Source organism: Hyphococcus flavus (assembly GCF_028748065.1).
GTDB classification, from domain to species: Bacteria; Pseudomonadota; Alphaproteobacteria; order Caulobacterales; family Parvularculaceae; genus Hyphococcus; species Hyphococcus flavus.
This window is the reverse complement of sequence record NZ_CP118166.1, coordinates 2,007,314-2,027,296: the sequence shown is the minus strand read 5'-3', so window position 1 is coordinate 2,027,296 and position 19,983 is coordinate 2,007,314. Positions and strand designations below refer to the sequence as shown.

Here is a 19,983-nt window from a genome sequence, read left to right as displayed (position 1 = left end):
GATAACAGGGAAAACATCAATACCGCGCCTCAAGGCGGTTAGTCAAAAAGCCGCTGCTGGCGCGGCGGCGTCTTTTTGGCCTTTGATTTTGCTGGTTCTTTTTTGGGACGTTTTTCACCTGCGAGTGCGTCGAAACGGAACCCGCGCGCGCCGTCGGCGAACTGGATTTCCCCGCCCCGGGAACCAGCCGCATCGCTTGACCTGCGGATCAGGCCACCACCCTCGTCACGGACGAGGGCGAACCCGCGTTCGAGGACATTCTCATAGGAAACTGCAGCCAACACCCGCGATACTGAGGCAAGCCTTGCTTGCCGGTCAGTCAACAGACGCTCGGTGCGGTCTGAAACGCGCGACCACGCGGCGGCTATGTGGTTTTCACGCATCGCAAACCCGGCTGCGAGCAGATTTGGCGTCAGCCGCCCGCTAGCACGCGCGAGCGACGTCAACGCATTATCGAGCCGCGCGCGAAGCCCTGAACGCAACCCGTCTGCCGCTCGGTCTAGTCGCTGGGTCGCCGCGCCTAGAATATCCTCTGGCCGGCCAAAACCGCGCGAGGCCGATTGCAGCGCCGCCTTGCGCGTCTCGATTAACCGCACTGCAGAACCCGTAAACCGCCGCTCCTTGTTCAACAGCTCGCTTAAAAGTTCCGAACGCACGGGCACGGCGATTTCAGCCGCCGCTGTGGGCGTCGGCGCGCGCCTGTCGGCGACATAGTCGATCAGGGTCGTGTCCGTTTCATGCCCCACGGCGGAAACCAGCGGAATGTCACTCGCCGCTGCGGCGCGCGCAACAACCTCCTCATTAAAGCACCACAAGTCTTCCAATGAACCGCCGCCGCGCGCAACGATCAGAACATCCGGACGCGGAACATCGCCGTCTGGTTTTAACTTGTTAAACCCTTCAATCGCCGCCGCGATCTTTTCTTCCGCCCCCCTGCCCTGCACCAGCGTCGGCCAGACAATCACATGACGGGGAAAACGCTCGCGCAACCGGTGCAGGATATCGCGGATAACAGCGCCTGACGGCGACGTTACAACGCCAATGACTTCCGGCAGAAACGGCAGCGGTTTTTTCCGTTCCGGCGCGAACAAACCTTCCGCTGCAAGCTTCTTTTTACGTTCTTCGAACAGCGCCATCAGCGCGCCAACGCCGGCAGGCTCGAGGGTGTCGATGATCAACTGATAGCGCGATTGACCCGGGAAGGTGCTCATCCGCCCCGTCGCCACCACTTCCATACCCTGTTCAGGGTTGATGGATAGGCGCGCCGCCATCCCCTTCCACATGACGCCGGAGATGACCGATTTTTCATCTTTGAGATCGAGATACATATGTCCCGACGCCGCACGCGTGACCCGGCCAAGTTCGCCCTTGACGCGCACTAGCCCGAATGCGTCCTCAATCGTACGTTTCACAGCGCCCGAAAGCTCTGAAACCGAGTATTCACGGATGTTTCCGACTGCTGCGCCGGGCTGTTGTTCAGACATATTCGTGTTAAAGCATGTTTTGCGAGCGCGTATAAGCTGGCTTTGCCGGAGAGAGACGGCAAGCGCCTTCGGCGATGATAGTTTCATGTGATGACGAACACAGGCCCTTCCGCCGGGCGCGGCTAATGGGAGCCTCAACAGCACTTGAATTTTCTTTAGAAGGGGAAGATCGATGAAAACCAAACTGTTCCTGGGCGCCGCGGCAGCCGCGGTCGCCCTTGGCGGCGTCACCATGACGGCGACATCTGTTTCAGACGACGATGCCGCCTTGCCGTTTTTGCATCCGCTGGCGATTGCGCGATCCTTGTGCGGTGAAAACCCGGACGGTCTCGCCAAGCGCCGCGCGTTTTTCGTTTCCGCTGCGAAAGCCTATGCGCAAGCGACGGAAGAACCGCAGAACATGGACAATATGCTGCGGTCGGGCCTCGGCGATATCGCTTACGCCATAACGACGTCAGAACCAGAAGCGCAAGCCTGGTTTGATCAAGGCCTCGCTTTTACGTTCGGCTTTAATCACACCGCCGCAGTCAAAGCGTTCAAAAAAGCGCAGGAAATCGATCCCAAATGCGCCATGTGTTATTGGGGTGAGGCTTTTGCATACGGCCCGAATATAAACGCGCCGATGTTTGAAGAAGCCGTGGCGCCGGCATGGACCGCGATCAACAAAGCAATTTCGTTGCGTGACAACGCCAGCGAAAAAGAACGCGCGCTGATTAATGCCCTTGGCTATCGCTATCAGGAAATGCCAATCGCTGATCGGTCAAAACTCGATAACGCCTTCGCCGATGCGATGGACGCGGTGGCGATTGAATATCCCGATGACGACATGATCGCGTCGCTCGCCGCCGAGGCGAACATGGACACGCAAGCGTGGGATTACTGGGGCGAAGGCGGACGCTCTCCCAAAGGTCGCACGGCGCGTACTATTTCACTGCTTGAAGGCGTGCTTGCGCGCAACCCCGATTATCCGGCGGCGATCCACCTTTATATCCACATTACGGAGGCGTCTCGCGACCCGTATCGCGCGGCCGACTATGCCGACCATTTGGCGGCAGTGACTCCCGGCTTAGGCCACCTGGTCCACATGCCGTCGCACACCTATTACCGCATTGGACGTTTTAAAGAGTCGCTCGACCATAATATTGATGCTGTCGCGGCAGATGAAACCTATCTCGCCGGGGCCGACGCCAGCATTCTTTATGAATATGGCTACTTTACCCACAACATTCATTTCGCCATGACGTCGGCGCAGATGGCGGGAGATGCGGAAACCGCACTCGCCATGGCGGCGAAGCTCGACGAGAAGCTGCCGATTGATATGGCCGCCGCCGCGCCGTGGGTGCAGCCAATCAAGGCCGCGCCATACTACGCCATGGTTCAATATGCCGATCCGGCAGATATTCTGTCTACGGAAAGTCCTGGCGATGAGATGCCATTCCTCAAAGGCGCCTGGCACTATGCGCAAGGCGAGGCTTACGTCAAAAACGGCGAACTTCTTTCCGCCATGGGCGAAGCCGAAGAAATAAGTTCGCTGATTGCAGAAGCAGACTTCACCAACCTCACTGAAGGCGGCGTACCGGCGCTCGATATTCTCAACATCGCGCGCCTTACGATCATTGCACGGGTTTCCGCCGCTGAAGGAAACTTCAGCACGGCGATTGAAGCCATGGAAGACGCCGTCGCTCTTCAGGAAGGCATTGCCTATACGGAACCCCCATACTGGTATTATCCAGCGAAACAGACCCTTGCCTCGATGCTGCTGCAGGCTGGCAAGGTCGAACGCGCGGAACAGTTGTTCCTCGAATCTCTGACGGAGTCGCCGAACAACGCTTGGGTGCTTTTCGGGCTTTCAGAAACCTACAAGGCCCAGGGCGACAAGAACGGCGCAAAATACGCGAACGGGTTATTCAAGGATGCATGGCTCGGCGGCAAGAAGGTCCACCCAGCCCTTGCGCAACTCTAAACCGGGAGCGGCGTAAAGCCGCTTTCGCATTGCTCGTAAAATCGCCCTAAACTCCTACCCGAGATTGGGGCGATTTTTATGATGGACACAACAAAGCATCGGCTTACACGCCGGGCGCTGATCAGCGGTGGCGCAGCGTTCTCTGTTCTGGGTTTTCCGGTTCCCTTCGCGCGGTTCTTGCCAGCGGGCATGCAACCCGTCGCACTCGCGCAGGAAAACATCCTTCCCGGCAAATCAGGGCTTTCGGTTTTGAGCGATCGCCCGATTGCAGCGGAAACGCCGCCGCATCTGCTTGATGAAAACGTAACGTCCGGCGAGCACATGTTCGTGCGCAACAACGGCCTGACGCCGGCGGTCACTGCTGAAGACGTCGCGGACTGGCGGCTTGTCATTGATGGCGAAGTCGAAACGACGCTCGACCTTTCGATCGATGATCTCAAGAACGATTTTGAAGAAGTAAAGCTACAACTTCAAATCGAATGCGGCGGCAACGGCCGTAAATTCATGACGCCTGCCGCGCGCGGCAACCAATGGACGTTCGGCGCTGTCAGTTGCGCGAACTGGACGGGCGTGCGCCTGCGCGACGTGCTGGATCGCGCTGGCGTAAAATCCACCGCCGTTTACACGGGCCATTACGGCGCCGACATTCATCTATCCGGCGATCCTGAAAAATCTCCGCTTTCGCGTGGCATACCAATAGAAAAAGCGATAGAGCCGCACACCATCATCGCTTACGCCATGAATGGCGGCGATATACCCTTGCTGAATGGATATCCCTTACGGCTGGCAGCGCCCGGCTGGCCCGGTTCATGTTCGCAAAAATGGCTGACGCGCATCGAAGTGCGCGATCGCGAACATGACGGTGCAAAAATGACCGGTCAGTCCTATCGCGTGCCACGCTATCCGGTCGCGCCGGGGACCGAAGTCCCCGACGAAGATATGGAAATCATTCAATCCATGCCGGTAAAGTCGCTGATCACCGCGCCGCAGACCGGTGCACGCGTGAGTGCAGGCGATGTTTTCGAAGTCCGAGGTCACGCATGGGCGGGTGACAACGAAGTTGCAGCGATGGACGTTTCCATCGACTTCGGCGCCACATGGACCCGCGCAGAACTCTCCGCGCCAGTCAACCGCTATGCATGGCAGCATTGGCGCGTCGAACTCACTCTGCCCGAAGCCGGTTATTACGAAGTCTGGGCGCGTGCAACGGATGATGCGGGCCGCATGCAACCGGCAACGCAACCGGGCTGGAATCCGCGAGGCTACCTCAACAATCTGCAGCACCGCATCGCGATCTTCGCCTTATGACAACGGCGCGGAACATCTTCGCGCGCGCTTTGACACTCGCCGCTATGGTGATTGTCGTCATGCTATTCATGCGGCTGTTTACATCTGATGGTGAAATGACTTCTGCTCAGAAAGAATCCCCATCTACATCGATGGCTAAAACCTGGTCAGGCGAGATCAACTATGCGCCTGCTTACCTCGCCTTGACGCCCTACGCAAAGAGACAAGAAAAAGGGCATTCTTCCAAATTCGATCCGTTGGATGAGTACTGGGGCTTGCCGCGCAGCGATGGCGTCGAAAACGTATCAGCCTATTGCGGCGCGTGTCATTCGTTGCAAATCGTCATGCAGCAACGCCAGACGCACGAAGGCTGGGACTACCTTCTCACCTGGATGGTGAAGAAACAGGGCATGGCGGAACTCACACCCGATACACGAGACGAAATTCTCGATTACCTAACCCGCGAATTCGGGCACGAATAACTTAGCAGAGCCGTTACGGCCGCTCGCTCTGTTTCGCGATCTGCGACAGCCGGAATATACCAAAACCGGCGCTCGCTCCTAATGCAATAGAAATGACGAGGGCTGCGGTACCCGCAGCCGCGCCCCAATGGAAAGCATAAACCGTAGACCAGAGCACAGCCTCAGACACGGCGAAGGTTTCTGACGCGATCAGAATAACAAGCGCCGCTAAGCCTATTTTTTCGAGCATGAACGCCTCCGACAACTAGGCTACGTGGGAACGGAAATGAGCTAAACAAATCACGAATTGTTTCTGCGAAACTAGTCGTTATCGTCTTCGATCAACTCTTCTTCCATCCGGCGGATCTCTTCTTCCGAAAGCTGGGTGTCATCGCGCAAACTCCATGACGGCTCGAACGGCGCCGGTCCGACACCGGGCCGGTTACCCTCAACTCCGCGCATAATATTGTCGTCACCTGCATCGGGCAGGTTGTTGAGATCATCCTGACCGCCGCTTGGATTGCGCAGTTCTTCAGCAAGCTGACGGGCGCGCTCGCGCGCCAATCTCTCCGCCACCGGTCCGGCAGTCGGGCCAGAAACACCCCGCTCGCGCGAGTCCTCTAACAATTCTGTCGCTCGCGACCAGTCTTCACCGCTCGAGCCCGGTGTCCAGCCCGAACGGATTTCACGACGACCTGCACATTCCTGCGCCTTGTCGTCATCGTCAAACTGTTCGGGACAGAAAATAGCAACAACACCCGAGTCGCCCGGCGAAATTGCTGCTTCGCCTACCGGCAACTGCACTTGCGGCAGAACGTAACGCCGCCCGGTGAAAGACGGTTCCTCATCGAACATGTCATCGCCAGTGATTTCTTCGGGCTCGTCCTGCGCAAGCTCTTCGGTTTCGTCTTCTTCGTCTGTCGCTTCTTCTTCACCGGCAGAATCATCTTCACCGACGATATCATCAAGACCACTCTCCAGCGGCGATTGCGGCTCTTCGTCGACCAGCGGTTCCTCATCGTCCTCTAAAGGCGTTTGTTCTTCTTCAACTGGCTCCGGTTCCGGAAGTGAAAGATCATCTTCTTCAGCCGGCGCCGGATCGGGAATCAGCGGTTCGGGTTCTTGCGCCTCTGGCGCCAGCAGCGGTTCTTCATCCAGATTGAGTTGAAGCTCCGGTTCCGGCTCCTCGACAATCTCGGGCTCGGGCTCCGGCTCAGCTTCTTCCTGCACCGGTTCTTCTTCGGGCTCGGGTTCTGGTTCCGGCTCAGGTTCGGGCTCAGGCTCTTCGACGATTTCCGGTTCGGGCTCTTCTTCTTCCGGCTCAGGCTCCGGTTCGGGCTCAAGTTCGATCTCCGGGTCACGGAGAGGCAGATCGAGCGGCAAAGTTTCCACAAGCGTCACCTGGATCGTGTCGCTCGGCGCGTTGGGAATCCAGATCCTGACCCGCGCGAAAGTCGACATCAGCGTGAGGACCACAAGATTGACCGACAACGCCAGCACGAGCGCCGAGCGTCCGCGTCTGGCGTCATCTTCAGCCAGATAATCGAGAAATTTTGCGCTGCGGCGGCCAAACGGGGCGTAAACGCGCATCAAGGGCCGGAACACCGGCGCGAGTTTCAGACCTAACCGGTTCAATGGCCCGTCTGGAATTTCCCGTTTTCGTTCCGGCATAGCCGGCAATTCCTCCCCGTTCGTCATGCGACCTGACATTGATCGGCGCGGCCCCAAAGCCTAAACGCAACGCAGGGCCTAAACGCATGACAGATGAAAAGGAGATCGCCCAAGTGAAAGTCCTGTTGGTTGGCGGCGGCGGCAGGGAAGACGCGCTCGGCTGGAAAATCGCGCAAAGCCCCGAATTGTCAAAGCTCTATCTGGCGCCTGGCGGCCCCCGTCTCAATCACATTGGCGAAAGATTGTCCATTTCAGACGGCGACATTGAGGCGCTGGCCGATTTCGCCGCCGAAAAGGCTCTTGATCTTGTTGTGGTGGGGCCGGAAGCGCCGCTGGCCGCTGGTTTGGGCGATGCGCTGCGCGAGCGCGGCGTCCCTTGCTTTGGGCCGGACCGGGCGGCGGCGAAGCTCGAATCGTCGAAGGGTTTCATGAAAGAGGTCTGCGCCGCTGCAGGCGCACCCACCGCCAGCTATGGCCGGTTTAGCGACGCCGAACCAGCAAAAGCGTTCCTGCGCGAGCAGACCGCCCCTTATGTTATCAAGGCGGACGGGCTCGCTGCCGGCAAAGGCGTGGTGATTGCCGAGACGCTTCAAGACGCCGACAGCGCTGTGGACGAGATGCTTGGCGGCAAATTTGGTGATGCGAGCGCTGAAGTTGTCATCGAGGAATTCATGGAAGGAGAAGAGGCAAGCTTCTTCGCGATCACCGATGGTGAGAACATCGTGCCCATGATCGCCGCGCAGGATCACAAGCGCGCCTATGACGGAGATGAAGGCCCCAACACCGGCGGCATGGGCGCCTATTCCCCGGCGCCTGTTTTCACAGGCACGGTTTACGAACGCACGATGAAACAACTCATCGAGCCTGTTGTTGCGGAAATGAAAAAACGTGGCACGCCTTATGTCGGCGTTTTGTACGCCGGGCTGATGATCAAGGACGAACAGCCGCGTCTTGTTGAATTCAACGCGCGCTTCGGCGACCCCGAATGTCAGCTTTTGATGCGCCGCATGCGGAGTGATTTGCTTCCGCTGCTTTATCGCGCGGCAACAGGCCAGCTCAAAGGCGCTGCGATTGACTGGAGTGACGATGCGGCGGCGCTGGTGGTCATGGCGGCGGACGGCTATCCCGGCGCCTATAAAAAGGGATCTGAGATCAAAAACGTCGACAAGGCCGAAGACCTGCCCGGCGTCATTGTTTTCCATGCAGGCACGAAGGAAGAAGACGGCAAGCTGCTCGCCAATGGCGGACGCGTGTTGAACGTCACCGCCACAGGCGCTGACATTCGCGAAGCGGTGACGCGCGCTTACGCGGGCGTTGAGGCTATCGACTGGCCCGGCGGGTTTTACCGCAAGGATATCGGCTGGCGCGCGCTTGGGGGCGCGTCTTGATTCCCGTCGACAAATGGCGCGAGGAAGCGCGCCGCATGGAATTCAGCGGCCACTCAATCGCCTGGTGGACAAGCGCCGATCCTAATAACGAAAAACCATGGCTGCTTCTCATCCATGGTTTCCCCACGTCGTCATGGGACTGGTCGGGCATGTGGCCAGAGCTGGCGCAGCATTTCAACCTTGCAGCCCTCGACATGCTTGGCTTCGGCCTTTCTGACAAACCAACCAACATAAAATATTCGATTTTCAATCAGGCGGATTTGCAGGAAGCGCTGCTCGAACATTTTTCGGTCAGCGAAGCGCATTTGTTCGTGCACGATTATGGGAACACCGTCGCGCAGGAACTGCTGGCGCGGGCGAATGAAAAAAGTCTGAGCTTCGCCATCAAGTCTATCGTGTTTTTAAATGGCGGACTCTTTCCCGAACAACACCGTGCGCGACCAATCCAGAAACTCGCGTTGACGCCGTTAGGCCCCCTGCTTGGCAGCCAGATGTCGCGTAATAAATTACGCAAGGCGTTCGACGGTATATTCGGCGTAAACACCAAAGCAACGGACGAAGAAATCGATGCACACTGGTCGCTGTTCGAGGAAGGCGGCGGCAAAAAAATCTTTCACAAGCTGATGCAGTATATCCCCGAACGCAAAGCCAACCGCGAACGCTGGGTCGGCGCGCTGCAAGAAACGCATATCCCGATGCGCCTGATCGACGGCGGCGCCGACCCGGTCTCAGGCAAGCATATGTATGAGCATTATCTGGAGCTTGTCCCGAACGCAGATGCCATCTTGTTCGAGGACATCGGCCACTACCCGCACACCGAAGCGCCGGATCGTGTGACGCATGCTTTCTTCGATTTTCACCGTAAACTTGGAACCGTAAAACCATGACCGCGTTTTTCACCGTCTTCGCCGCTGTTTTCCTCGCCGAGCTTGGCGACAAGACGCAGCTCGCGACCGTGTTGTTCGCCAGCGACGAAGGCAAATCGAAATTGCTGGTGTTTTTCGCGGCGGCGCTGGCGCTGATCGCCTCGACCGGCGCTGCGGTGATCGCAGGCGCGGCCGCCGACCGATGGCTGGCTGCGCTGCCATTAAAGCTGATTGCTGGCGCCGGATTTGTTATCATCGGCGCGTTCATGATCATCGAACATTTCCGCGGCGCTTGAAGAGGAACAAATGGCCGACAGAGCAAAAGAAGATTTCACCGGCGTCACCGACGCGCCCGAACACCTGAAAATCGATGAGGCGGCGCTGAGCCGTTACATGGAAGAGCATGTGGAGGGTTTTAAAGGCCCCGTTAGCATCAAGAAGTTCAAGGGCGGCCAGTCGAACCCCACTTACCTCATCAACACGCCGTCGAAAAAATACGTCTTACGCCGCAAGCCGCCGGGCAAATTGCTACCATCGGCCCACGCTGTCGACCGCGAATATAAAGTGATGACGGCGCTCGGCACGCAAAATTTCCCCGTGCCGAAAACCTATGCCCTGTGTGAGGACGACAGCGTCATCGGCACGGCCTTTTTCATCATGGATTTTGTGGAGGGGCGCATCTTCTGGGATGCGGGTCTGCCGGAAGTCGCCAAGCAGGATCGTGCGCCACTTTACCATGCGCTGATCGACACGCTCGCTGACCTGCATATGGTGGACTACCAGGCAACAGGCCTCAGTGATTATGGCAAGCCCGGCAATTATTTTGAACGCCAGATCGGGCGCTGGTCGAAACAGTATGAGGCGGCGGAAACATCGGCCATCGAGGAGATGAACAATCTCATCAAATGGCTGCCCACGGCGATCCCGGCGGATGATGCAACCTCCATCGTTCATGGCGACTTTCGTTTTGATAACGCCATCATGCATCCGAGCGAACCGAAGACGCTCGCCATTCTCGACTGGGAATTATCGACGCTCGGCCACCCGCTCGCCGACTTCACATACTTTCTGATGGTCTGGCACATGCCGCGCTCCGTACGCGGCGGATTGATGGGACTGGATCTGGGGGCTGAGGGTATACCGACGCTTGATGCCGCTGCGGAATATTATTCAAAGCGCACGGGCCGCGATGCGGTCGGTCACCTCGACTTCTGCCTCGCCTATAACATGTTCCGCCTCGCCTCGATCATTCAGGGCGTTTACGCCCGCTCGCTGCAGGGCAACGCCTCCTCCCCGGAAGCAAAAAAGATGGGCGATCAGGTTCAGCCCCTCGCGGCGCTGGCGTGGAGTTTTGCGGTGAAAGCGGGAGCTTGAGGATTGCTCGATCGATCAGAATTGAATGTAATTTACGAGTCATCGAGTAGCGGCGGGAGTGCAAAAGCGCGAAAATCACGCCATTCCGCAATTACGTCTACCAAAATATCTATTACGCATAGCCGTACTGGCATAACCGTTTCAGGAGAAGTGGAGCGCGGACACTACACGCGCAAACAAATGCAATTGGCCGTAGCTAAAATCGAAGTTGAACTCCTGAAAAAACTTGAGCGTGCTATTTCCACAAAGAACAAACGAAAATAACGCACGCACGCTCAATATTTTTGCATCTGACGGCGTTGCTCCGTTAACAAAGCCACCACCAGCACCGCAATCAACACAGACCACCCAGTCATGATGGCGGGTGGCGCAGCGATGACACCGAGTGACGCAAGTGCAACGCTCAGGAATGCAAGATGCGCAAGCGCGCCCGTCGCCTGCCCGGTCAGCGCCCAGCCTGCGCGCCCGCGTGCGAGAACGGCGGACTCCAGGCCCAGCGCCGCGATGTGAAAGATCTGCGCCGCCGCCATCAGCGCAATCAGCGGCGCGGCGGGCAAGAACGCCTCGCCCCCCACCGCGACGGCAAGGTCACGGCGGAAGAGGAAATACAACAAGACGATCGGCGCAATGATCGCTGCCGCGCTGGCGATGGAGCGTAACGCCACTTTCACCATGGCGGCGGGGCCGCTTTCGGCTTCGATGCGGGAGAGTTCCGGATAGGTCGCCTGGTTGAACAGGGTGATCGGCTGCGCCAGCAGATTGGTGAGGTTATAGGCGAGTTTCAAAAACCCTGCTGGCGCGCCGCCGAGAACGGCGCCAACAATCAGTACGGGAACATTATTGTGCATCAGCTCAATTGAGCTTGAAAGGTTCGTCTTGATCATAAAAGGCAGCCACGCCTTGTCGGCGGCGCGCTCCGCCTTGCCAAACAGGCGCGGGCGTTGCTCGCGCCGGACCAGCTCGCGCCAGCCAAGCCACCAGAGACTTGCGCCATGCACGAAGACACTGGCGATCCAGACGATCAGAAATGCGGATAAACCGGCGCCGGTTAGCCACAAGATAATCGCGCCGACAAAACGCACCGTCGGCATCAGCGCCAATTGCCAGCCGAGCAATTTGAACTTGTCGTAAAGCCGCAAGACGCCCGTGGGCGTCGCGGCGATCAGGAACGGCGTTGCAAAACAATAGGCCGTGATCAGCCCGCGAATGTCCTCCGACCAACCGAAGGCGCGCGCCGCAAAGGGCGCAATGGCGAGCGCGGCGATGACGGAAACCACGCCGCTAATGAGATCAAGCCGGATCGTGTAGCGCAAAAGGCCCCTGAACCGTTGGTCATCGCCATCGCGCACCATGGGCGCGCCGAAACGAATGACCGCCTGCCATGACTGAAACCGCGCAACGCCGGCTATGACCATAGCGTAGGCATGGGCGAGCACCAGCGCGCCCATGCCCTCCGGCCCGAGGCCGCGCGCGGCGATGGCGAGATAGGCAAGGCTTAGGATGCCGCCAAGCGCCTTGCCCGACAAAAGCGCGCGGGCGTTGCGCAAGATGCGCCCCACCGGCCCTGCTTTTCCCTGCTCGCTTCTGTCTACGCTCATGCCGCCTGCAAACCGTCTTTGGCCTTTTAACTTGCCGTCCCCGTAATAAGCCGCAACACCCTGTGCGGTAAGGGTTAATTGACGCTATATTTATTCGCACCTATATCGGCATTGATTTTACGTGGCTCGTGATTGGCGTTGAGCCGCTGCCGCCATCCGGCGGGCATCGCGCCGCTTTACCGGCGATCATCAACAATTCGATAATCATTCAGGCAAGGCATCATTCGAACAAGGAAAGAGATTGCGTCCATGAGCGATAAAGCAGAAAAACAATATCACTTCGTCGTCATGGCCGCGCAGCGGTTGGGCATCATCAATCCGCTCGCCGAAGCCGCCGGCGTCAGCCACAAATGCCTTGTTGAGATCGAAGGCAAGCCGCTTGTCGAATGGACGTTAAGCGGCATTGTCGATAGCGGGCTGGCGAGGCAGATCACCATTTCAATCGAGGACGAGACCGCGCTGGAAAAGGCGGGCTATGTTCGCGGCCTGATGGATTCCGGCCTCGTTCGCGTCGTTCGTTCAGGCGAGAACATTTTCGACAGCGTCGCCGCCGCCCTCGATAATGACGATGCATTCCCAGCCATTATCACCACCGCAGACAACGTCTTGTTCACGCCGGAGATCTTCGGGTTCTTCTGCAAGGAAGCGGAACGGTTTGACGCCTGCGCCGGCATGGCCAGCAAGGAGACGCTCTATTCCAAATATCCGGGCGGTCAGGAGCGCTTTCACAAGTTCCGCGACGGCGAATTCACCAACTGCAACATCTTTGGCATCATGAACCCGAAGGCCCTCGCGGCGGCGTCCGTATTCCGCACGGGCGGTCAGTTTCTGAAAGCGCCGCAGGCGAAGCTGATTGGCGCATTCGGCCTGTTTAACGCCATTGCCTACAAGGCCGCCTGGTTCAAGCGTGATGCCGCTTTTGCAAAACTGGGGAACAAGTTCGGCCTTGACCTCGGCGTTGTTGACATGCCCTTTCCGGAATCCCCAATCGACGTGGACAATGAGCGCACGCTGGCCTTCGCCACTGATATTCTCAAAACCAGAGAAGCAGAACCTGCAACGGCTTAGGACCACGGTTCTTTCTATGTCGCCGCTATTTTGGACAACGCACTGACCTTGAATTTCGAGTGCAAAAAAGCCGGCCCCGAAAGGCCGGCTTTTCGTATTCAGTCAGGTCTGCTTTAGACGTTAAGCAGACTTCTTGCGGCGTGCTGCAAAGCCGAGGCCTGCAAGACCCGAAAGCAGGAGCGGAAGCGCGCCCGGGATCGGAACATTCGATACTTCGAACTGCGCGATCGTGAAGCCAGCGTTTGGCGTGATTGCGCGGAACTCGAAAGTCTCGCCGAAGAACACCATCGTCAGCAGGTCAACTGCTTCGAATGTGCCCTCGAGCGCACCGTCGATGTAAAGTTCGAAGAAACCGCAAGGTCCTTCAGGCTGATCCGCTGCGCCGCAATCTCTGTCAGCGCCGGAGTTGAACTCGATATTCGTCAGGTAAACTGCTGCGTCGAAAACGAACTCAACAGCTTCGAGCGAATCGAGCTGCGTCTGGTCCTGCGTGTCGTCCATCTCGGACAGCGCCGCCAAACCTGAGTTCTGCGGAGAGATGTCCTGGATCAACTGCGTCGCATTACGAGACGAGAAAGTGTTGTCGGTGTAGGTGTAGGCGGTCGCGGTAAAACCAATGCCTTCCTTGGAATAGGCAAAGCCATTCGCGTCGTTGTCGGTGCAGAGGTCTGCGCCAACGGTGCCGCAATCCATGGCGACGTTGCCGGTCGGCATGTCGAGGAACGCACCGCCGCTCTTGAAGATGAATGTCGTCGCATTCGCCGGAGCCGCTACGAGGAATGTAGCTGCAACTGCTGCTGCGATAAGACGAAGGGTGGTCATAAGTCGTCCCCCACTCGGATACTAAAACTGTTGCCCGGAATCGCCGAGCGTCGCGTTATTAACGGACCATTAATAACGCATTTCAATTTCTAGATATCCACTGCAATGTCAATGCCTCTAGGGCCTCTGCACGCAAAAAAATCGCTGCGTTGCAACAATTTAGTGGTTTCCGCTCAAACCCTCGCGCCATGCGGGAATTGTGGCGAAAACATGACGCAAATTAACCATGCAGAGAGCACTCATTCGCAGCCGTTTGCGATGACGCGCTTTCGGGGATATGGACCCCTAAAATCAACACCCGAAAGAACCCATTCATGAAAAAGCGTTTTTGTTCATTTTTCACACTGGCGGCGGTCCTGTTCCTCACCGCTTGCGCAAAAGTTGACGACGCCGGCAGCCAGCAGGCGCCAGTCGAAAACGTCACCGTCTACACCGGCGGCCCAATTTATACTGGCGTGGATGAAGCCCCGCGAGCCGAAGCAGTCGCTGTTTCAGGCGGTGTTATCCTTGCAGTCGGCACGCGCGACCTCGTGATTGAGGGTGCGGGCGACAATCCGGACATCATCGATCTGAACGGCGCAGCGCTTTATCCCGGCTTCACGGACGCCCATGCGCACTTCTTCGGAATCGGCATGCGCGAGTTGACCCTCAATCTTGAGGGTGTTGGTTCGGTTGAGGAACTCGTCTCTATCGTTGCGGCGAATGTCCAGCATACGGGTGAAAGCGAAACCATTGTCGGGCGCGGCTGGATTGAAACCGGCTGGCCCGAGGGGCGGATGCCGACGCGCGACGATCTCGATCCGGTCAGCCCGGATAACCCTGTACTCCTGAGCCGCGCTGACGGTCATGCGCTGGTGGCCAATTCCGCCGCGCTTGACGCATCCGGCATCGACGACGCCACGCCCGATCCCGAAGGCGGAAAGATCGAACGCGATGAGAATGGCCGCGCAACCGGCATTCTTATCGACAACGCCATGAGCCTCGTCGGTGGTCTCGTCTCCGCGCCGACGGAGGAGACGAAGCGCAACGCCTTCGAAAAAGCGTCAGATGTTTACGCCGCCTATGGCTGGACCGGTCTTCATAACATGTCGGTTGACCCTGCGAATGTCCCTGTGATGGAGGAGATGTCGGACGAAAATCTTATCAACGTCCGCATTTACAACTCCATCGATCAGTCAGGGCTCGACGCAATAATTAGCAACGGTCCCAGCACCAGCGATAATGGTCACGTTATCACCAATGCTATGAAACTTTACGTGGACGGCGCGCTTGGCTCTCGTGGCGCCGCTCTTTCGGAACCTTATAGCGACCGGCCGGATACGAGCGGTCTGTTGTTGATGAACGAACAAGAGGCAACAGCTCTGCTAGATAAGGCAATTGCGGCGGGCGTTCAGGTGAACACGCACGCCATCGGCGATCGCGGCAACAAGCTTGTGCTCGACTGGTATGAAGACGTGTTCGCACGTCATCCGGATAAAGACGATATGCGCTGGCGGATTGAACACGCCCAGATCGTCCATGTGGAAGATATTCCACGCTTTGCCGAGCTTGGCGTCATCCCATCAATGCAGCCAAGCCACGCCATTGGCGATCTTTTTTTCGCACCAGACAGGCTCGGCCCCGACCGCCTTGACGGCGCCTATGCCTGGCGCTCCCTGATCGACGCCGGCGCCGTCATCGCCGCTGGGTCCGATGCGCCGGTGGAGCGCGGCGATCCGCTGATCGAGTTTTACGCCGCCGTCGCGCGACGCGGCCTCGACGGCACGCAGACCGAAGACTGGCGTCCCAGTCAGGCGGTGAGCCGCGAAGAAGCGCTAAAGATGTTTACCCTCTGGCCTGCTTACGCCTCGTTTCAGGAGAACGAACTCGGCGCCATCGAGCCGGGCAAACGCGCCGACTTCACGGTCTTCTCGAAAGACATCATGACCGTTCCGGAGGACGAAATTCTTTCCGCCAAACCGGTCATGACAGTCGTCGATGGCGAAATCGTGTTCAAAGCGGAAGGTTAAACGCGGCGCGCGGCGCATTCAGCATCTTGCCAACCTATCAGCGCCACACCATATCTTAGATGTTATGACCTTCTGGCAGTTCCTTATATTTTTCGGGCTGTCAGTGTTTGTTATCTGGAACATCTGGGTCGCCATCAGATCTCTCGGCGATATTGGCGACGACGATTAACAGGACAGAACTGACAGGCGCCGGCCCTCAGCTCCCTTATCGAAAGAGTTGGGATGCGAACCTGCGCCCTTAATCAAGCGGCAAACAATTGATCCATATCCTTGAAGCACTTGAACTCAAGCGCATTGCCGGCTGGGTCCAGCAAAAAGAAAGTGCCCTGTTCCCCCGCCTCGCCTTTGAAACGAATACCCGGCTCAATGATAAAGTCCGTACCGGCATCTTTGAGGAGGTTCGCCAGTTTTTCCCATTCCGCCGGGTCAAGAACGACGCCAAAATGTTTGACGGGCACTTTTTTACCGTCGACTTCGCTTTTGGAAGTGAACCCGCATTCTTCGGGCGCGAGATGAACGACCAGTTGGTGACCGAAAAAATTAAAGTCTATCCAGCGCTCAGAGCGCCGCCCGCGCTCACAGCCAAACAAGTCGCCATAAAACGCCTCAGCTTTGGCGAGATCGTCGACGGGAATAGCTAGATGAAAAACCGGCGCCGTCATTGTGAATGTCTCCTTGGGAGTTTTCACCCATGCAGGGTTGGAAACAGGCGTAAAAAGAAAGCATATTGAAAAGAGGCGGATTTGCCTACCGCTCGCGACAATAATAAGAATGCTGATCGCAGAAAAGGACAAACCGTGACCACAGGATCCAAATTGCTGACAGATGCGTTTTACGTTTCGCCACAACTCTCCGTGGCGGAAGTCGCCGCCGCAGCGGATGAAGGGTTCAAACTGATCGTCAACAATCGTCCGGACGGCGAAATGATCGGCCAGCCGAAAAGCGCCGAGCTGGAAACGGCGGCGACTGCCGTTGGCATGAAATACGCCCATATTCCCGTCGGGCCCGAGGGCATCACCCAAGGTCATATTGAGGCCTTAAAATCGGCGTTGGATAGTGTCGAGAGAACAAAGACTCTCGCCTTTTGCCGGTCAGGCGCGCGATCAACCTTCCTTCTGTCTTACCTTTCAGCAAGCGAAGGCCGCGCTGTTTCGGATATTGTCGCTGATGCAGTCCAGGCGGGGTTTGACATCAGCGCGCATGCGCCGGTGCTGGAAGCATTGGGCAAGGAAAACAAAAACGACGAGTAGTATATGAGTTTGATTGCAGTAGTTCTTACACAGATCTTTACGGTTGCGAGCGCCCAGGAATATGACCCTTACGCGCCGCCTGAAGTGATAGACGCGCCGTCATGCGTTTGCCCGGCGACAACGGAACGTCCTGACGTCATTTTTTCCGGGTTTGTGATTGACGCAGAAGTAACGCTCGGCTCAGACAGACGCTCCGTGGAGGACCGGATGGCGACCATCTTTGACGTCAAGTGGTCAAACAATGGCGAGATCGAAGGCAGGACGCGACTCTGGCATACAACACTCGATGCGACCTGCGGCGTTACTTTTGACTACGGAAAAAAATATTCCGTCGCGGCGCGATGGCTGGACGGCGATCTTGAAACGGACCGATGCCTGATGGAGGCCGCTGACTAATTTTAGTAATGGATTGTTATTTTCGCGCTTGTCGCCGCCGCCGGGATAACAATTGTTTCCGTCAGCGTGACCCCGCAGCGCAAAAAGGCCACATCGCGCCCGTCCTCGTCAGTAACGCGCTCTTCCTGTCCGGCGCCGCAGTCCAAAAAGCTGCCCTGCTCTTTTTCGATCACATAAGTGTAATTCGGCGGGGCCGCCACATAGGCGCGATCGGTGATGCCGCCCGCCCCATCGCCGATGGAAATCCCGCCTGCCGATTGGGCGGCGGCGGGACCGCAAATGGTTAACGCCGCAATCGCAATGGCGGTTGTAACGTTCAGGAATTGTTTACGATCGGCACACATGGCCGGTTCATCGCAAAAGCCGCGCCGTTCGCCTGAATCGGGCTATTTATCCGCTCGCGAAGTCTTTATTTCCTTGTCATCGCATAAAAAGCCATGTTGATTGCGGCGGGGGATGGATGCATCGGGAGCGGGCATGTCGATCTTCGGCGAGTTTAAAATTAACGGTAACGAGCTGGTCGCGACCGAGACCGGCGCGGTCATACCGCTCACGTCCGGCTTTGCACGCGACGCTTGGCGCATCGCCAGCTTTGTCTGGCTCATCAACGGTCTTCGCGCTACGCGCATCGTTCGCGGTCGTGAACCGCGCGCGCGGATTTCGTTCTTTCCGAAAAAGCCGCGCTCCTATTACGCGATCTGGCCAGTATGTCAGTTGGCGGACGTCAAGATCGTAGACGACCCCGACGAAGCCGATCTTCACTTTTATTTCGAGGATCGGGAATTTTTAACGGCGCCGCGTGTGGCGCCTTCCGAGAAGCCAGCTTTCAATGTCGGCTGTTTTGATATCCGCAAAAGTGTCGTCAGCCGCATCTTTGAAGAAACTTTTGGCTACGCGCTTTGTGTCGACCCCAGAACGCATCAAGGCGATCTCGTTGAAAAATCAGAATCGAATGGCAAGCATGACGGACGCCTTGTTAGCGGACCCATAGGCGCCCCAAAACCTGGCTATGTCTATCAGCGCAATATCGAAAACACTTTTGACGGCGTTGAGCATGTGGACATCCGCACGCCGGTGGTCGGCGGCAAGACGACGCCTTACGTATTTTTGAAACGGCGTAGCCGCGATCTTCGTTTCACAAACGATAATCATCGCGTCGATCTTGCTGCAACCGACGCCATGCTTTCCCGTGAAGAGCAGGATAAGATTTCCGCCTTTGCACGCAGCATGCAACTGGACTTTGGCGGACTTGACGTCCTGCGCGATCGCACTGACGGGCGCATCTATATTGTCGACGCCAACAAAACGGATATGGGGCCGCCTTCAGCCATGCGCGCGCAGGATAAACTGACCGCCATGCGCGGGCTTGCAGACAGTTTCGCCGCGATGGTAGACGACGCGCTCAAGCAATAAGGCGCAAAGCCATTGGCCGGCATACCCTTTGTTAAAGATATCAACTTCACCTACGGTGCCGCTGATGTGGTAGCGCCAGGCGTACGCCGCGTCATCGCGGAAAATCCCGGACCGTTCACCTATACTGGCAGCGGAACCTACATCATTGGCGAAGGCGATGTGGCCGTCATCGACCCCGGCCCTGATCGCGACGATCACCTGAAAGCGCTGTTGCGTGAATTGAAAGACGAACGGGTGACGCATGTCCTGATCACCCATACGCACTCGGACCATTGCGGACTCGCGCGTAAATTTGCAGATGCCACAGGTGCGCCGGTGCTAGGGTTTTCAGGTCATCCCGTCCGTAACAAGAATGATGATGCGCCAGCGCTGGATGAAGGCGCCGATTATTCTTTCACCCCCGACGAATTTATTGGCGACGGAGCCATTGTCGAAGGGTCAGATTGGCGGATCGAGGCCGTGCACACGCCGGGGCATTTATCGAACCATTTATGTTTCGCCCTGCCTTCACAAAAAGCCTTGTTTACGGGCGACCACATGATGGGGTGGGCGACAACCGTCGTGGCGCCGCCGGATGGCGACATGGGCGATTACATGAACAGCCTAGACGCCCTGCTCGCTCGTGACGACGAGATTTATTTTCCGACCCATGGCGCGCCCATCCAAAAACCCCGGCGGTTTGTGCGCGCGGTGAAGACCCATCGCCTGATGCGCGATGCGCAAATCATCGACCAGATCAAAAAAGGCCGCACAACGATCAAAGAGATTGTTCCCGCCATGTACGCCGACGTCGATCCGCGCCTGCACAAGGCGGCGGCGCTGAACGTCTTTGCGCATCTGATCAGGCTGGTCAGAACCGGCGCAGTTCAGTGCGACGGCGAACCGGCCCTCGATAAAAATTATACGGTGCAGGTATAACGCTCAACACGTTCT

Annotated in this window: 20 protein-coding genes; 13 read left to right on the top strand and 7 right to left on the bottom strand. The window is 57.4% G+C overall.

The features are described 5' to 3' along the window. Window positions 1–38: 38 nt before the first annotated feature. Window positions 39–1,484 carry an exodeoxyribonuclease VII large subunit gene (gene xseA / locus PUV54_RS09695; protein ID WP_274492028.1) on the bottom strand — a complete coding sequence of 482 codons (1,446 nt, stop codon included), beginning with the start codon at window positions 1,482–1,484 and terminating at the stop codon, window positions 39–41. A 172-nt stretch (window positions 1,485–1,656) separates the two neighbouring features. Here xseA and PUV54_RS09690 point away from each other — a divergent pair, with 172 nt between their 5' ends. From PUV54_RS09690 to PUV54_RS09680, 3 genes are all read left to right on the top strand, one after another. Beyond that, window positions 1,657–3,447: a tetratricopeptide repeat protein gene (locus PUV54_RS09690; RefSeq protein WP_274492027.1), complete on the top strand. Its 1,791-nt coding sequence runs from the start codon at window positions 1,657–1,659 to the stop codon at window positions 3,445–3,447. Window positions 3,448–3,525: 78 nt separating this feature from the next. After that, a complete protein-coding gene (locus PUV54_RS09685) occupies window positions 3,526–4,755 on the top strand; it encodes a sulfite oxidase (RefSeq protein WP_274492026.1) in 1,230 nt (409 codons plus the stop codon). Further along, window positions 4,752–5,216: a hypothetical protein gene (locus PUV54_RS09680; protein ID WP_274492025.1), complete on the top strand. Its 465-nt coding sequence runs from the start codon at window positions 4,752–4,754 to the stop codon at window positions 5,214–5,216. The genes PUV54_RS09685 and PUV54_RS09680 overlap by 4 nt, the downstream gene beginning before the upstream one ends. A gap of 13 nt (window positions 5,217–5,229) precedes the next feature. On the opposite strand, the gene PUV54_RS09675 is transcribed toward PUV54_RS09680, so the two are convergent. After that, window positions 5,230–5,445 carry a hypothetical protein gene (locus tag PUV54_RS09675; protein ID WP_274492024.1) on the bottom strand — a complete coding sequence of 72 codons (216 nt, stop codon included), beginning with the start codon at window positions 5,443–5,445 and terminating at the stop codon, window positions 5,230–5,232. 71 nt (window positions 5,446–5,516) lie between these two features. After that, the gene (locus PUV54_RS09670) at window positions 5,517–6,866 is read right to left on the bottom strand and encodes a hypothetical protein (protein ID WP_274492023.1); all 1,350 of its coding nucleotides are present in this window, start codon (window positions 6,864–6,866) and stop codon (window positions 5,517–5,519) included. A 113-nt stretch (window positions 6,867–6,979) separates the two neighbouring features. On the opposite strand from PUV54_RS09670, the gene purD reads away from it, so the two are divergent. From purD to PUV54_RS09650, 4 genes are read left to right on the top strand one after another with little or no spacing between them, the layout of a single operon-like run. Continuing rightward, on the top strand, window positions 6,980–8,254 hold the full coding sequence (gene purD, locus PUV54_RS09665) for a phosphoribosylamine--glycine ligase (protein ID WP_420797953.1): 1,275 nt from the start codon (window positions 6,980–6,982) through the stop codon (window positions 8,252–8,254). Further along, window positions 8,251–9,141, top strand: a complete 891-nt coding sequence (locus PUV54_RS09660; RefSeq protein ID WP_274492021.1) for an alpha/beta fold hydrolase — start codon at window positions 8,251–8,253, stop codon at window positions 9,139–9,141. The genes purD and PUV54_RS09660 overlap by 4 nt, the downstream gene beginning before the upstream one ends. Beyond that, the gene (locus PUV54_RS09655; RefSeq protein ID WP_274492020.1) at window positions 9,138–9,416 is read left to right on the top strand and encodes a TMEM165/GDT1 family protein; all 279 of its coding nucleotides are present in this window, start codon (window positions 9,138–9,140) and stop codon (window positions 9,414–9,416) included. The genes PUV54_RS09660 and PUV54_RS09655 overlap by 4 nt, the downstream gene beginning before the upstream one ends. Before the next feature lie 10 nt (window positions 9,417–9,426). Continuing rightward, window positions 9,427–10,494, top strand: coding sequence for a phosphotransferase family protein (locus PUV54_RS09650; protein WP_274492019.1), 1,068 nt, complete (start codon window positions 9,427–9,429; stop codon window positions 10,492–10,494). A gap of 275 nt (window positions 10,495–10,769) precedes the next feature. Here the strand turns inward: PUV54_RS09650 and PUV54_RS09645 are convergent, their stop codons facing one another. Beyond that, entirely contained in the window at window positions 10,770–12,092 is a 1,323-nt protein-coding gene (locus PUV54_RS09645) for a lipopolysaccharide biosynthesis protein (RefSeq protein WP_274492018.1), read from the bottom strand. Between the two features lie 249 nt (window positions 12,093–12,341). Between PUV54_RS09645 and PUV54_RS09640 the strand changes: the two genes are divergently transcribed. Beyond that, complete coding sequence (locus tag PUV54_RS09640) at window positions 12,342–13,160, top strand: NTP transferase domain-containing protein (RefSeq protein ID WP_274492017.1); 819 nt, start codon at window positions 12,342–12,344, stop codon at window positions 13,158–13,160. 120 nt (window positions 13,161–13,280) lie between these two features. On the opposite strand, the gene PUV54_RS09635 is transcribed toward PUV54_RS09640, so the two are convergent. Continuing rightward, a complete protein-coding gene (locus tag PUV54_RS09635; RefSeq protein WP_274492016.1) occupies window positions 13,281–13,982 on the bottom strand; it encodes a hypothetical protein in 702 nt (233 codons plus the stop codon). A 314-nt stretch (window positions 13,983–14,296) separates the two neighbouring features. Here PUV54_RS09635 and PUV54_RS09630 point away from each other — a divergent pair, with 314 nt between their 5' ends. After that, a complete protein-coding gene (locus PUV54_RS09630) occupies window positions 14,297–15,991 on the top strand; it encodes an amidohydrolase (RefSeq protein ID WP_274492015.1) in 1,695 nt (564 codons plus the stop codon). A 242-nt stretch (window positions 15,992–16,233) separates the two neighbouring features. Here the strand turns inward: PUV54_RS09630 and PUV54_RS09625 are convergent, their stop codons facing one another. Beyond that, window positions 16,234–16,653, bottom strand: a complete 420-nt coding sequence (locus tag PUV54_RS09625; protein WP_274492014.1) for a VOC family protein — start codon at window positions 16,651–16,653, stop codon at window positions 16,234–16,236. A gap of 135 nt (window positions 16,654–16,788) precedes the next feature. On the opposite strand from PUV54_RS09625, the gene PUV54_RS09620 reads away from it, so the two are divergent. Then, window positions 16,789–17,241, top strand: a complete 453-nt coding sequence (locus tag PUV54_RS09620) for a TIGR01244 family sulfur transferase (RefSeq protein ID WP_274492013.1) — start codon at window positions 16,789–16,791, stop codon at window positions 17,239–17,241. A 3-nt stretch (window positions 17,242–17,244) separates the two neighbouring features. Continuing rightward, window positions 17,245–17,637 (top strand): hypothetical protein, encoded by a 393-nt coding sequence (locus tag PUV54_RS09615; protein ID WP_274492012.1) that lies wholly within the window; start codon window positions 17,245–17,247, stop codon window positions 17,635–17,637. A gap of 2 nt (window positions 17,638–17,639) precedes the next feature. On the opposite strand, the gene PUV54_RS09610 is transcribed toward PUV54_RS09615, so the two are convergent. After that, window positions 17,640–17,981 (bottom strand): hypothetical protein, encoded by a 342-nt coding sequence (locus PUV54_RS09610; RefSeq protein WP_274492011.1) that lies wholly within the window; start codon window positions 17,979–17,981, stop codon window positions 17,640–17,642. Between the two features lie 133 nt (window positions 17,982–18,114). Here PUV54_RS09610 and PUV54_RS09605 point away from each other — a divergent pair, with 133 nt between their 5' ends. Beyond that, the gene (locus PUV54_RS09605; RefSeq protein WP_274492010.1) at window positions 18,115–19,050 is read left to right on the top strand and encodes a hypothetical protein; all 936 of its coding nucleotides are present in this window, start codon (window positions 18,115–18,117) and stop codon (window positions 19,048–19,050) included. Between the two features lie 12 nt (window positions 19,051–19,062). Next, the gene (locus tag PUV54_RS09600) at window positions 19,063–19,968 is read left to right on the top strand and encodes an MBL fold metallo-hydrolase (protein WP_274492009.1); all 906 of its coding nucleotides are present in this window, start codon (window positions 19,063–19,065) and stop codon (window positions 19,966–19,968) included. Window positions 19,969–19,983 lie beyond the last annotated feature (15 nt).

Excerpts from the sequence above, each read along its gene's own strand:
- xseA (WP_274492028.1), bottom strand. The coding sequence starts at position 1,484 with ATGTCTGAACAACAGCCCGGCGCAGCAGTCGGAAACATCCGTGAATAC.
- PUV54_RS09690 (WP_274492027.1), top strand. The coding sequence starts at position 1,657 with ATGAAAACCAAACTGTTCCTGGGCGCCGCGGCAGCCGCGGTCGCCCTT.
- PUV54_RS09685 (WP_274492026.1), top strand. The coding sequence starts at position 3,526 with ATGATGGACACAACAAAGCATCGGCTTACACGCCGGGCGCTGATCAGC.
- PUV54_RS09680 (WP_274492025.1), top strand. The coding sequence starts at position 4,752 with ATGACAACGGCGCGGAACATCTTCGCGCGCGCTTTGACACTCGCCGCT.
- PUV54_RS09675 (WP_274492024.1), bottom strand. The coding sequence starts at position 5,445 with ATGCTCGAAAAAATAGGCTTAGCGGCGCTTGTTATTCTGATCGCGTCA.
- PUV54_RS09670 (WP_274492023.1), bottom strand. The coding sequence starts at position 6,866 with ATGCCGGAACGAAAACGGGAAATTCCAGACGGGCCATTGAACCGGTTA.
- PUV54_RS09655 (WP_274492020.1), top strand. The coding sequence starts at position 9,138 with ATGACCGCGTTTTTCACCGTCTTCGCCGCTGTTTTCCTCGCCGAGCTT.
- PUV54_RS09650 (WP_274492019.1), top strand. The coding sequence starts at position 9,427 with ATGGCCGACAGAGCAAAAGAAGATTTCACCGGCGTCACCGACGCGCCC.
- PUV54_RS09645 (WP_274492018.1), bottom strand. The coding sequence starts at position 12,092 with ATGAGCGTAGACAGAAGCGAGCAGGGAAAAGCAGGGCCGGTGGGGCGC.
- PUV54_RS09640 (WP_274492017.1), top strand. The coding sequence starts at position 12,342 with ATGAGCGATAAAGCAGAAAAACAATATCACTTCGTCGTCATGGCCGCG.
- PUV54_RS09635 (WP_274492016.1), bottom strand. The coding sequence starts at position 13,982 with ATGACCACCCTTCGTCTTATCGCAGCAGCAGTTGCAGCTACATTCCTC.
- PUV54_RS09630 (WP_274492015.1), top strand. The coding sequence starts at position 14,297 with ATGAAAAAGCGTTTTTGTTCATTTTTCACACTGGCGGCGGTCCTGTTC.
- PUV54_RS09625 (WP_274492014.1), bottom strand. The coding sequence starts at position 16,653 with ATGACGGCGCCGGTTTTTCATCTAGCTATTCCCGTCGACGATCTCGCC.
- PUV54_RS09615 (WP_274492012.1), top strand. The coding sequence starts at position 17,245 with ATGAGTTTGATTGCAGTAGTTCTTACACAGATCTTTACGGTTGCGAGC.
- PUV54_RS09610 (WP_274492011.1), bottom strand. The coding sequence starts at position 17,981 with ATGTGTGCCGATCGTAAACAATTCCTGAACGTTACAACCGCCATTGCG.
- PUV54_RS09605 (WP_274492010.1), top strand. The coding sequence starts at position 18,115 with ATGTCGATCTTCGGCGAGTTTAAAATTAACGGTAACGAGCTGGTCGCG.